The sequence below is a fragment of the Chryseobacterium taiwanense genome (assembly GCF_000813825.1).
Lineage (GTDB): Bacteria > Bacteroidota > Bacteroidia > Flavobacteriales > Weeksellaceae > Chryseobacterium > Chryseobacterium taiwanense.
Window position 1 is genome coordinate 67,648 of record NZ_JWTA01000018.1, and the last position, 13,141, is coordinate 80,788.

General features: G+C 34.0%; 10 protein-coding genes and 1 riboswitch. Of the genes, 5 read left to right on the forward strand and 5 right to left on the reverse strand.

Going from position 1 to position 13,141, the window contains the following annotated elements; all coding sequences use genetic code 11:
* Positions 1 to 171: 171 nt before the first annotated feature.
* Complete coding sequence (locus tag RM51_RS17025; RefSeq protein WP_039372405.1) at positions 172 to 561, forward strand: VOC family protein; 390 nt, start codon at positions 172 to 174, stop codon at positions 559 to 561.
* A gap of 15 nt (positions 562 to 576) precedes the next feature.
* On the opposite strand, the gene RM51_RS17030 is transcribed toward RM51_RS17025, so the two are convergent.
* Complete coding sequence (locus tag RM51_RS17030; protein WP_039372509.1) at positions 577 to 1,038, reverse strand: Lrp/AsnC family transcriptional regulator; 462 nt, start codon at positions 1,036 to 1,038, stop codon at positions 577 to 579.
* Between the two features lie 154 nt (positions 1,039 to 1,192).
* A riboswitch (cobalamin riboswitch) is annotated at positions 1,193 to 1,377 on the forward strand.
* 533 nt (positions 1,378 to 1,910) lie between these two features.
* On the opposite strand from RM51_RS17030, the gene metE reads away from it, so the two are divergent.
* Together metE and RM51_RS17040 are read left to right on the forward strand one after the other, a co-directional pair.
* Complete coding sequence (metE, locus tag RM51_RS17035) at positions 1,911 to 4,226, forward strand: 5-methyltetrahydropteroyltriglutamate--homocysteine S-methyltransferase (protein ID WP_039372408.1); 2,316 nt, start codon at positions 1,911 to 1,913, stop codon at positions 4,224 to 4,226.
* 127 nt (positions 4,227 to 4,353) lie between these two features.
* Positions 4,354 to 5,118: an Eco47II family restriction endonuclease gene (locus RM51_RS17040; RefSeq protein WP_039372410.1), complete on the forward strand. Its 765-nt coding sequence runs from the start codon at positions 4,354 to 4,356 to the stop codon at positions 5,116 to 5,118.
* Here RM51_RS17040 and dcm read toward each other — a convergent pair.
* On the reverse strand, positions 5,094 to 6,335 hold the full coding sequence (gene dcm / locus RM51_RS17045) for a DNA (cytosine-5-)-methyltransferase (protein WP_039372413.1): 1,242 nt from the start codon (positions 6,333 to 6,335) through the stop codon (positions 5,094 to 5,096). The genes RM51_RS17040 and dcm overlap by 25 nt on opposite strands.
* A gap of 204 nt (positions 6,336 to 6,539) precedes the next feature.
* Between dcm and RM51_RS17050 the strand changes: the two genes are divergently transcribed.
* A complete protein-coding gene (locus RM51_RS17050; protein WP_039372416.1) occupies positions 6,540 to 6,986 on the forward strand; it encodes a KTSC domain-containing protein in 447 nt (148 codons plus the stop codon).
* Between the two features lie 77 nt (positions 6,987 to 7,063).
* Here the strand turns inward: RM51_RS17050 and RM51_RS17055 are convergent, their stop codons facing one another.
* A complete protein-coding gene (locus RM51_RS17055; protein ID WP_039372419.1) occupies positions 7,064 to 7,864 on the reverse strand; it encodes a Cof-type HAD-IIB family hydrolase in 801 nt (266 codons plus the stop codon).
* Positions 7,865 to 8,002: 138 nt separating this feature from the next.
* The gene (locus RM51_RS17060) at positions 8,003 to 8,875 is read right to left on the reverse strand and encodes an AraC family transcriptional regulator (RefSeq protein ID WP_039372421.1); all 873 of its coding nucleotides are present in this window, start codon (positions 8,873 to 8,875) and stop codon (positions 8,003 to 8,005) included.
* A gap of 155 nt (positions 8,876 to 9,030) precedes the next feature.
* Between RM51_RS17060 and RM51_RS17065 the strand changes: the two genes are divergently transcribed.
* Positions 9,031 to 9,627: a hypothetical protein gene (locus RM51_RS17065; RefSeq protein WP_039372423.1), complete on the forward strand. Its 597-nt coding sequence runs from the start codon at positions 9,031 to 9,033 to the stop codon at positions 9,625 to 9,627.
* A gap of 325 nt (positions 9,628 to 9,952) precedes the next feature.
* Here the strand turns inward: RM51_RS17065 and RM51_RS17070 are convergent, their stop codons facing one another.
* Positions 9,953 to 13,141: an efflux RND transporter permease subunit gene (locus tag RM51_RS17070; RefSeq protein ID WP_039372426.1), complete on the reverse strand. Its 3,189-nt coding sequence runs from the start codon at positions 13,139 to 13,141 to the stop codon at positions 9,953 to 9,955.

Consider the following 13,141-nt stretch of genomic DNA (forward strand, 5'->3'; position numbering starts at 1 on the left):
ATGCAAATAAAATAATTGAAGATGCTTTTCATTTCCCATGATCTGTAGAGTACTATTTATTCAGTTATATTCCATTAGGAAATGGAGAATCTTTTACATGATCAACAACACTAAAAAGCATTTCATCAATTTAAAATTTCTTCCGAAATTTGATTACCTCAACAAAAAATTATGGAAATCAAAAATATAGATCATATTGTTTTAACAGTTGCAGATATTGACAAAACCATAGCATTTTATACCGAAATTTTAGGCTTTAAAGTCGTCACTTTCGGAGAGAACAGAAAAGCGCTGACTTTTGGAAATCAAAAAATCAACCTTCATCAAAAAGGAAAAGAATTTGAACCTAAAGCAGAACATCCGACTTCGGGTTCGACTGACTTATGTTTTATTTCCACTACTGATATTTACAAAGTTCTGGAAGAATTACAGCAGAAAAATATTGAAATCATAGAAGGAATTGTAGACAGAACGGGAGCATTGGGAAAAATAAAATCAGTGTATTTCAGAGATCCGGATTTGAATTTGATTGAAGTGAGTAATTATATACATATTAATTAAAAATAGAAATCGTATTTAGATACTTACTCCGTGAATATTCTTCACTTCTGCCATCACAAAAGTACTGTGTGTGCTCCCAATAGAATCTACAGAACCTAGTTTATTAAAAACAAAATCCTGATAGTGTTTCATATCTCTCACCTGTACTTTCAGCAGGAAATCAAAATCTCCGGATATGTTATAGCATTCTGCAACCTCATCAATCTGTAAAATATCTTCAACAAATCGGTTTCCCACAGAGCGGTCGTGAATTTTCAGTTTTACCTGACAAAAAACCGTAAAACCACGATTCAGTTTTTCGGCTTCCAGAACAGCAGCATAATGTTTAATATATCCGTCCTGCTCCAGTCTTTTCATCCGTTCAAAAACAGGTGAAGCTGAGAGATTAACTTCTTTCGCCAACTCTTTTACCGTCAGTTTTGCATTTTTTTGAAGGATTCTCAGCAACTGAAGATCCTTTTCATCCAGTCTTTCCACAGAATAATATTCTTTTTTTGATTTCAATTTTCAAATTTACAGAATAATAATCTTTTAAAAATAAATAAATCAAAACAAAATTCTTATTTTAATCATTAAACCAAATCAATATACTTTAATTACTATTTTTGAATCCTATTTTGTTCTTTAACATACTTCATCAAACGGAAAAGGTTTTACGTAAGGTAAATTAATAGGGAATCGTGTGAGAATCACGAGCTGTCGCGCAACTGTAAGTAATACACCAAAGGTTTTTGTCCACGCATATCCACTGTATAAACGGGAAGGATGACAACAACTGTTACAAGTCAGGAGACCTGCCTGTTCCGAATTGACAATGCTCTCGCGGTTTGGAGTTTTTGGTTAGAAAGATGATATTTTGGAAACGTATTGGGTTTAAAATTTGAATTAATTTTAATTTTTAAACGCAAAGATTTTTTTGTTGTGACTTATTATTTTTAGGAAGCAAAGAATTGCGACTTCGTCGCTGATGAAGCATCTGGATAAAACATCCGCTTCTTACAATCAATGAAATTGATTCTTCTTTGCTCGCTTAAGACATAAAGAAGATTTAATTAAAACTTTGCGTCAAAAAATTCAACATTAAGAATTTGAGAATTTTAAGTTTAAAGATATTTTAAGGTAATTTGATCCTCAAATTATTAAGCATAGTGCTTAAAACATCTTTGATGTTTCCTTAATTAATCTTAACCACTTAATTTTTCTTAATGGTTAAATTTCAAAACTATTAAACTAATCCTTTTACGTCCTCACGGTATCTCCTCTACTCCAAGAAATTTCCTTCCACAACAGCATTATGAAGCATCTAAAGAACTTTTAAAATCATTATCTAATTTAAAAGTTGTAAAAAAATGCAAACACACCTTCTTGGCTATCCGCGTATTGGTAGCAACAGAGAACTCAAAAAAGCCTGCGAGCAATATTGGACAGGCAAAATCGAATTAAACGATCTTTTGGAAGTTGGAAAAAACATTACTCAAAGTAATTGGAAACTTCAGCAGGAAGCAGGAATTGATCTTATTCCATGTAATGATTTTTCGTATTACGATCAGGTTCTGGATATGACTTTGACAGTTGGAGCCATTCCTGAACGTTATCAGAAAATAGCCTTAAAAAAATCAGAACTGGATGTTTATTTTGCCATGGCAAGAGGTTTCCAGAAGGACGGTTTGGATATTACCGCAATGGAAATGACGAAATGGTTTGATACCAATTATCATTACATCGTTCCTGAGTTTCAGAAAAAACAGGAGTTTAAGCTATTCTCTAATAAAATCATTAAAGAATTCATTAACGCAAAACAGGCAGGAATCAATGCAAAACCAGTAATTATAGGTTTACTGACGTATTTATTATTAGGAAAAGAAAAAGAAGAGGGTTTTGATAAATTGGATTTAGCCCAAAACTTACTTCCGGTTTATATTCAAATTGTAAAGGAACTTGAAAATCACGGAGCGGAATACATTCAGTTTGATGAGCCGTTTTTGGCTTTAGATTTAACTGAAAAAGCAAAGAAAACCTACCAGTTTATCTATGCTGAAATCAGAAAACAGTTCCCTAAACTAAAATTTATTGTTGCGACTTATTTTGAAGGGCTAAAAGATAATCTTTCATTGGCTACTTCCCTACCTATCGACGTTTTACATATTGATTTGGTTCGTTGTCCTGAACAATTAGATGAAGTTTTAGATAATATTCCTAATCATTTAAGCCTTTCTTTGGGCGTTGTAGATGGCAGAAATATCTGGAAAAATGATTTTCAGCATTCTTTACAGTTCATTAAAAAAGCCGTTCAAAAAATCGGTTCGGAAAGGATTTTCATCGCTCCGTCGTGTTCGTTATTACACGCTCCTTTCGACCTGGATTCTGAGAAAAATGAAGAAGTTTTATCTCCTGAAATCAAACAATGGATGGCTTTTGCTAAACAGAAGGTCTATGAGATTGTCAATCTAAAGAAATTAGCTTCAGAAAATCCGGATTATAATACCTTACAGATTTTAGCGGAAAATAAAAAAGCTATTGAAAACCGTAAAACATCTGCATTAATTCATAATCAAAACGTGAAAAACCGTGTAGATGTAACAACGAAAGAGGATGCGCAGAGAAATTCACCATTTACGATAAGAAAAGAAACTCAGCAAAACGTATTACAGCTTCCTTTATTCCCTACAACCACTATCGGTTCATTTCCACAGACGAAAGAGGTAAGAAACTGGCGTTCAAAATTCAAAAAAGGGGACTTGAATGCTGAACAATATGATACTTTGTTAAAACAGGAAACTGAAAGAACAATCCGTTGGCAGGAAGAAATCGGAATTGATGTACTGGTTCACGGAGAATTCGAAAGAAATGATATGGTGGAATATTTCGGGGAACAATTAGCAGGATTTGTATTTACTCAAAACGGTTGGGTTCAAAGTTATGGAAGCCGTTGTGTGAAACCTCCTGTAATTTTTGGAGATGTTTACAGACCGAATCCGATGACAGTGTATTGGTCGAAATATGCTCAATCTTTAACTCAAAAATGGGTAAAAGGGATGTTAACGGGACCTGTAACGATCCTTCAATGGTCTTTTGTGCGTGATGATCAACCTCGTTCATTAACCTGCAAACAGATTGCATTGGCAATTCGTGATGAAGTGAATGATCTCGAAAAAGCAGGCATCAGAATTATTCAGATTGACGAACCTGCAATTCGTGAAGGACTTCCATTAAGAACATCCGACTGGCAGAATTATCTGAAATGGGCAGTTGAAGCGTTCAGGATTTCAGCAAGCGGTGTGGAAGATGCGACGCAAATTCATACACATATGTGTTATTCTGAATTTAATGACATCATCCAAAATATCGCAGATATGGATGCAGACGTGATTACGATTGAATGCTCCAGAAGTCAGATGGAATTGTTGAATGCTTTTGCAGATTTCAAATATCCGAACGAGATTGGACCGGGAGTTTATGATATTCATTCACCAAGAGTCCCATCGAAAGAGGAAATGGTGGAATTGCTGAAAAAAGCACAAGCCGTAATTCCGGCTCAGCAACTTTGGGTAAATCCTGATTGTGGCTTGAAAACCCGTCATTGGGATGAAACGGAAAAGGCATTGATTGCGATGGTGGAAGCTTCGAGGGAAGCGAGTAAGGAGTTTGCTTTACGAACAGTTTAATTATTGATATTTATTTTTTTCGGGAGCCTTTAAGGCTCCTATTTTGGTTTAATAATATTCAATTTAATGATTTTAATTTTCCAAATAAAAGATATATTTTTGGAGTTAAAATTAAAAACTTTTAAACATGGCAAATAAATACGTAAATTTTGTATCCGATGAACATTTATTAGAATGTGTTAAAAATCTTCACAATTCGTATTTAAAAGCTAAAAATAATATTTCTAAAAAAAACTTCTATTCTAATAAAGTTGACACCATCAAATTAACTTTTGATTCTAAATTTAATAATATTGAAGAAGAAGATTTAATTCAAGCCGAAATTTTGCGCCAAATAGATAAATCAATCAATAATTCCATTGGAACATTTCATGAACAGGTTTTAGGAGGAATTGAAGGATATGAAATTGGAAATCTGAGTGGTTTTGATATAAAGGCAACAAATGATACATTATTTGCTGATATTAAAAATAAGCATAATACAATGAACAGTAGTTCTTCAGAAGCGCTATTTCAAAAGCTAGCTCGTTATGCTGATACTTATAAAAATGCGAAATGTTATTGGGTACAAATTTTAGCAAAAGGAAGTTTTAATGAAAGTTGGAAAGGTGATATTAATGGAAAAGAATATAGTCATAGTAGAGTTTTTAAAATATCCGGAGACCAATTCTATGCACTTCTTTCTGATCAAGAAGATGCACTATTAGAACTATACAAGGCTTTACCATTAGTTATTTCAGATCATTTAAAATCTATTGAACGAGGAGACCTAATTAAAGAAAATTCGGCTTTAGAAGAGATTACTTCTGAAACCGAAAAATCTAACAGATCAATTTTAGATCAAATAACTTTTGAAAATTACAGTTATTATTTAGGTTTTGATAAATTATAATAAGTATTCAAAAATTTAATAATCGAATACCCTACTTCTTTTCCTAAATTCACGGGAACAGCATTTCCTATTTGTTTATATTGTTGGGCCATAGAACCCGCAAATTCCCAATCGTCTGGGAAAGTTTGGATTCTCGCATATTCTCTCACCGTAAATGGACGTGTTTCGTCTGGATGACATCTTTCTGTCTGTTTTTGAGCAGGACTACAAGTTAATGTTAAGCTTGGTTCATCCCAACCAATTCTTCTTGCCATTCCTGTTTTTCCTCCTCCTAAATAAAAACTCCCCCCCATATATTCTTTTTGAATTTCCACAGGCAAATCCCTCCAATACCCTTTGGGAGGTACTAAATCCAAAACATCTTTTTTACTTTTAGGATAAGTTGCTCCACTTGAAATAGGAACATCACAATCAAATAACTCTCCTTTTTTTAAAGCGTCTTTTAGGTTATATATTTTAGAATAAGGTTTAGGATAATTAAAAGTAATATCAATATCTTTTCTAATACCAACCAAGATTAATCGTTCTCTTTTTTGAGGAACTTTGAAATCTATAGCTCTTAAAACTTCTACAGGTACAACATTATATCCTATTTCATCTAGGATAGAAATCATTCCTCTTAAAGTATTTCCACCATCATGACTAAGAAGTCCTTTCACGTTTTCGCCAATACATATGGGAGGATTAACTTCTTGAACAGCTCTTGCAAACTCATAAAAAAGAGTTCCTCTTGCGTCTTCCAAACCTAATCGTTTCCCTGCATAACTAAATGCTTGACAAGGGAATCCGCCAGTCACAACATTAATTTCATCTCTATATTGTATAAAACTGAAGTTCTTAATATCACCTTCAAGAACTTGCCAATTAGGTCTATTTTTCCTTAAAGTCTGACAAGCAAATTTATCTATTTCATTTAAAGCTTCACATTTTAAACCTGCTTTTTCGAGACCAATTGCTAAGCCACCTGCTCCTGCAAAAAGCTCTAAAACTTTATATTCATTTTCAGCTTTAGCATAATTATCTGTTGATTTATTATTATCAACTAAAAAATCTGGAAATAAGTTTTCTATATCATTTCTGTGATAAACCCGATAGTTACTCATTGGTTCTCTCACAGCAACCAACTTCCCTTCATCATCCCATCTTCTCAATGTTTTTGTACTTTTATTTAAAATTTCTGCAGCTTCAGATATCGTATAATATTCTTTAATAACCATATTGGACAACATTAGACATTGGTTACAAATTTATTCTAATTTTTCTCTTATAGCAATAATGATTTTTAAGAAAAAAAATTATAAATTAATACCATAATCTCCACAATATAGATTTCAAAGGCAAAACAAATTAATAATCAAAAACTTACAATTTTATCAATTAATTTTCTTAATTTTGCACCCCGAAAATAAGGGATAGAAAATATGAAAAAAATTGGCGAGCACAGAAAACTTTTGGGAGTTGATCAGAATGTAACTTTAAAAGAGTTAAAAACTATTTACAGAAATGCGATGAAAGATACGCATCCTGATAAATTTGTCAATGACGAAGCAGGGCAACTGGAAGCGGAAGAAAAAAGTAAATCTGTGATTGAAGCTTACCACTTTTTAGTAAGTATCAATCCGGAAACACAGGAAAAATATAAAGAAGAATATACGGAAACGATTACCAAATCTAATATCCAGGATTTTTATCTTGAGAAATCGATCCTTACTGTTCTTCACCTGAATGGAGTTTCATACGAATATATGGGTGTTCCGAAAAATACGTATATCAAGATGATCAATTCTGATTCACCGAGCCGTTTTGCAAGAAGACATATTTATGGAAATTTTGTTTTCAGAAAAGCAGGTGAAGTAATGCAGGACTAATTCTGAAGTAACCCATAGTACACAATAAATAAACCGTATCTCAATGAGGTACGGTTTTTCTTTATCTTTTTAAACGCTTACATTCCGTTCAGATATGTTTTTATCGTTTCTAATACTCCGAAGCGATCATTGGAACAGGCTTCAAATTTTGCGACCTCTTTTACTGAAGGATGAGCATTTTCCATTGCGTAGGAATAATGGGCATTTTTAAGCATTTCTATATCGTTCAGATAGTCACCGAAAGCCATCGTCTGCTCCGGTAAAATATTTAAGGATTTCTGTAGTTTTTCAATCGCATTTCCTTTATTAGTATGCTTATTCATAATATCCAGCCAGTTTTTCCCGGAAACTACGACTTCCAAATCTTCATTTTCAAACTTTTTCAGGGCAGGATATAAAAACTCTTCAGCACTTATCGGATGATAGACAGCGATTTTAAAAACCGAATCATCAACTTCCTGCGTTAGGTCTTCTCTTTTTTGATTTTCAATATAATATTTGGAAAAATAATCTACAAAAGTATGGTCACTGCTTTCGTAATAGGAATTTCCTTTCGCACTTAAAACTGCTCTTGCATCAGAAATCTCTCTTACGGCACGAATAATACCGGCAATTGAACTCTGGCTCAGTTTATCTGCAAAAATCTCTTCATTTTTATAGACTACATACCCTCCGTTTTCCGCAATGAAACCAATTTCATCTTTAATTTCCCCGAAATATTTGGTAATTCCCGACATCTGCCTTCCACTTGCAGGAACAAAAAGAATATTTCGTTTTTTTAGTTCTTCATACACCTTTGGAAAGTCCGGACTTACTTCGTATTTTGAATTCAGAAAAGTTCCGTCCATATCGGTTACAATCAGCTTAATGTCCTTCATAAAATTCTTTTTTTCTTCTTCTAATGTCTAAAACCTTATACAAATATAAACTTTAAAATCTTAAAGGTTGGTTCAGGCTTTATTACAAATGACTTGTTTCGTTTTAATTTTTTTTAATACAACTTTCTCATAAAATCATTAATTGATCAGATAGTTAAATTCTTTTCTGTATTGGGAAGGGCTTTTTCCCGTGTATTCTTTAAATGTTTTATTAAAGTAACTGAAATTATTAAACCCTGATTCAAAACAAACCTCAGTAATGCTTAACGGCTGCTCTGCGAGAAGTTTTAATGAATGGGTAATCCTGTATTCATTCACAAACTGAGTAAAGGTTTTATTGGTAATTTTTTTAAAATAGCGGCAAAAAGAAGGTACTTTCATACTCGCCAAGTCTGCAATTTGCTCCAAAGTAATCTGATCTTTGAAATGATCTTTTACAAAATTGAAGATATGATTGATTCTCTCGTTATCTTCTACCTGAGTTTGGAGATAGTATTTTCCGGCATTTAAAATTCTGTATTCATTGGTAGAAGCCAGCTCATCAAGAATGCTTAAAAACTTCATCAGCTTAGGAAGTGAAGCTGAATGATGCATGTCTACAATCTTCTCCCCTATTTCTTTTTTTATTTTTTCTGAAAATACAATTCCAGCTTTTGCTTTTTCCAGTAAAAGGGTAATTTTCTGCATCTCCGGTAAGCTCCAGATCTCTTCGCCTAAGAAATCAGGCTTAAACTGAATGACCATTTCGTAATCGTTATTCGTATTTTCGTTGGTCATTCCACAATGCGGCAGATTGGTTCCCATTAAAACCAAATCACCATCTGAGAAATAGGATATATTACTCCCAATTTGTCTTTTCCCTGAACCTCCACACACAAAAATAAGCTCAATTTCAGGATGATAGTGCCAAACATGAGACTTGATGTTCTCATTTCTGAAAAACTTCAAACTCGTAAAACTGCTTCCTACATTAGGTTTTACTGCTTCAAAGGCGGGATGTGAATGCTTCATAGTTTTCAAAATGATTTCATACACAAAATTAACAATTAATATTTAAATATTTAATTTAAAGGTTAAAATAACACATAAATAAGAAAATTGTATAGTAGAATTGAAGGAAAGGCTGTTCTAAATTTGCAGTACTAACAAATGAAAAAATAAATATTATGAAAAAAGTATTTAGTTCAGCTTTAATGATAGGCTTTTTATCTATTTCAGCGAGTATGATGAGTAAAGACAGAGACTTTTCTCTTTCATTTGGAAAAAACGATGCTGAAACGGTAAGCTTTGTAGTAGCAAACGCAAAAAATGTATCGGTAACGATTTACAACGATACTTACGGTGAATTGGTTTCTGAAAACTTAAATTCTGATAAGAACGTTACAAAATCTTATAATTTTAAAGATCTTGATTCTGGAACTTACTATTTACTGTTAGAATCTAATCAGAAAATAGAGAAGTATAAAATAAAAGTAGGCTCTGACAAAAAAATCAGCATTGATAAAAAGCCTGTTTCTGAAATTCTAAAACCGGAATTTTCAGTGAACGGAAATATTGTAAAATTATCTTTATCTGGTTTAAAAGACAAAGTAAAGATCTCTGTATCTGATCTTTCGGATAACGAATATTATCATTCAACAAGATCAGCCATCAATGGTCAACTGGAAGTTACTTTTGATTTAAATCCTCAAACAGCAGACAGCTACATCATCAGTGTAGATGATAATGGAAAGGTTTTCAACAAAATAATCAGCTTGAAATAATCTCTTATTTCAAACGGATAAAAATTTTTTATATAGTTTTATTTTGAGTCAGGTTTTTTCTGAAAATTTCGGTAAAAATCTGGCTTTTTTGCGCACTCTACTCTTTTTAAAACATTTATTAATTTAATCTATAGAGTCCGCAATATCCTATCATCTTTAATAAAACAACATGCAATGAAAAGAAGTTTTTAAATCTATTTTTTCTTAGTCTCAAAGAATCATATTCACTAAATTATCTTGTTTCACATTTTTATTTCCTAACAGACTAAAGAAAAAAGCGTATCATTTCTGATACGCTTTTTTTGGTTAATTAAAGGTTGTTATATTAATCTACATGCTTGGAAGTAAATCCATCTTCACTTAGTTCTCTGTGTACATAATCTGCTTTCATTTCAGCATCATAATCTACTTTTTCATGTTTACCCATTCTTCTTAAAATAGAGTCAAACAATGAATATACTACCGGTACAATAATTAGCGTAAGGAATAATGATGATGTCAAACCACCGATGATTACCCAAGCTAATCCGTTGTTCATCTCTGCTCCTGCTCCTTTTGCAATCGCAATCGGAATCATACCGAAGATCATCGCAATCGTAGTCATCAGGATCGGACGAAGACGAGCGTGGTTTGCCTGAATCAAAGCATCATGTGTATTTGCTCCTGCTGCTTTTCTCATATTCGCAAAGTCGACAATCATAATCGCGTTTTTCGCTACCAAACCAATCAACATGATCATCCCCAACATCGTAAAGATATTCAAAGAGTTTCCTGTGATAGCAAGAATTACCATTACCCCGATCAATGCCAAAGGAATTGAGAATAGTACCACAAACGGATATACAAATGAGTCATATAATGAAACCATTACCAAATACACCAATACAATAGCTGCCAATAACGCAATTCCTAATGTACCGAAACCTTCAGTCTGGTTTTCCATATCTCCACTCCAGATGTACGTTACTCCAGCCGGTTTTGTTTTTTCATTATCCATGAACATTGCTGCCCATTCGTTAGCAACGTCTCCTACAGGACGACCTACTACTTTAGATTTTACTTTTACAGAAGGTGCTTTATCTCTACGTTCCAGCAAACTTGGCCCAGAACCCATTTTCACTTCTGCAAACTGGCTTAGTCTGATTTGTTCTCCCTGAGGATTTGTAAACATCAGGTTTCTTACATCTTCAATAGATTGTCTGTTAGCATCTCCAAAACGAATATTAATATCATATTCGTATTCTCCGGCTCTGAATTTCCCGTCTGTATTTCCACTGAATGCAGTCTGCATCGTTTGTCCTACACTAGAAAGATTTAAGCCTAAAGAAGCCATCTTATCTCTGTCGATATTTACCTGAACTTCCGGATTTCCAGAATCTGTTGATAATTCAGCATCTACTGAACCCGGAACTTTCTTAAGCAATTCAAGAATTCTGTTCGCTTCTTTATTTGCCGTTTCATTATCCTGAGCCGTTACCACCATTTCAATTGGTGCATTATCTGCTCCCATTAATCCGATTGGCGCGGTTTTAAATTCAACTCCGGTAAATTTCTCTTCTAAAGCTCTTTTGATTCTTGCAGACTTGATATCTGTACTTTCATTACGTAAAGATTTGTCTACCAAGATCACCTGAATTTCCGATTGATACAATGTAGCCTGTGCACCACCAAATCCTGATGACTGCTGACCAACCGTTGTAATCATATCTACTACATCTTTATCGTTTCTAAGGTATTTTTCAACAGCCAGTGTTACCTGGTTTGTTTTTTCTACCGAAGCATCTTTTGGTAATTCCATCTGAACAAGAAACTGTCCTCTGTCCATTTTTGGGAAGAATTCTCCACCGATGAATCCAAACGCCACCAACATGAATGAAGAGATCAAAATAATAAATGTTACAATAACAGTCATTACTCTTCTTAACGTTGTTTTCAGACACCATTCTAGAATTCCTGTAATCCAGTGCGTGAATTTTTCCAATTGCTTTTCAAACCAAAGGATAAATCTTTCGAAAATATTTTTACCTGAAAGGTGTACCAATTTACCATATCTTGAAGATAACCAAGGAATAATGGTAAATGAAGCCAATAACGATAACATTGTTGCAATAACTACGGTTACACAGAACTGCGCCAAGATATCAGAAACCAATCCTGAACTCATCGCAATCGGTAAGAATACCACCACAATTACCAACGTAATCGCTGTTACGGTAAATCCGATTTCCGAAGCCCCATCGTATGCTGCACGGATTCTGCTTTTCCCCATCTCCATGTGACGGTATACGTTTTCCAATACCACAATCGCATCATCCACAAGAATACCTACCACAAGGGAAAGTCCTAGTAAACTCATCAGGTTCAAAGTATATCCCATTAAGTACATTCCGATTACCGTAGCAATCAAAGACATCGGGATAGAAACCATTACGATAAATGCGTTTCTGATATTGTGAAGGAATAATAACATTACCACCGCTACCAAGATAATTGCTAAGAACAAGTCAAAGATTACGTGATCCGCAGCTTCAAGCGTAAAGTCTGTTGTATCATCTACAATATTGATTTTAATCGCCTGAGTTTTATAGTTATCCTCAACCTGAGCAATTGTTTTCTGAACTAATTCAGACACCGATACTGCATTGGCATCAGATTGTTTTTTAACCTGAAGTAAAATCGTTGGATTTTGGTTAAATCTTGCTACTTTTTCAACATCTTTTTGAGTATCGAACACTGTTGCAATGTCTGATAAACGAACCTGAGCTCCATTTTTATTGGAAACTACAAGGTTATTCATTTCCTGAACATTTTTATACTTTCCTGAAAGTCTGATCGTAGATCTTGAAGTTCTGGTTTTCAAAGCTCCCGTAGGGAAGTCTAAGTTTGAAGAAAGAATTGCCTGTTGTACATCTGCAATTGCAAGACCATATCCCTGCATTTTCTTTTCATCAAGATTCACCTGAATCTCTCTCTCCTGCCCTCCTACAAGGTCAACTTGAGCCACCCCGTTTACACGAGAAAAAATAGGCTCAATTTTCTTATCTAAAAGGTCATAAAGTTCTTTATTATTCAGCTTATCACTGGAAATACTCAATGTCATGATTGGTAGATCATCTAATGAGAATTTTTGTAGTGATGGTGGATCTGCATCATCCGGAAGGTCTGCTAAAATAGCATTTACCTTTCTCTGTGCATCATTCAACGCATAGTTTACATCGGCACCTGTATTCAACTGAACCATGATTACCGATAAACTTTCGTAAGATGAAGATTCTACCTTTTTCACGTTTTCCAAAGAACCAACCGCATCTTCAATCTTTCTGGTTACCGAAGTTTCCACCTCACTTGGCGAAGCTCCCGGATATACCGTAGAAATGGTTACCATGTTGGTTTCAAACTTCGGAATCAACTCGTACCCCATCATGGAGTAACTTAATAAACCACCCAGCGTAAGTATCGTAAATAATACGATAACCAGCGATGGCCTTTTAATGGATATTTCTGCTAACTTCAT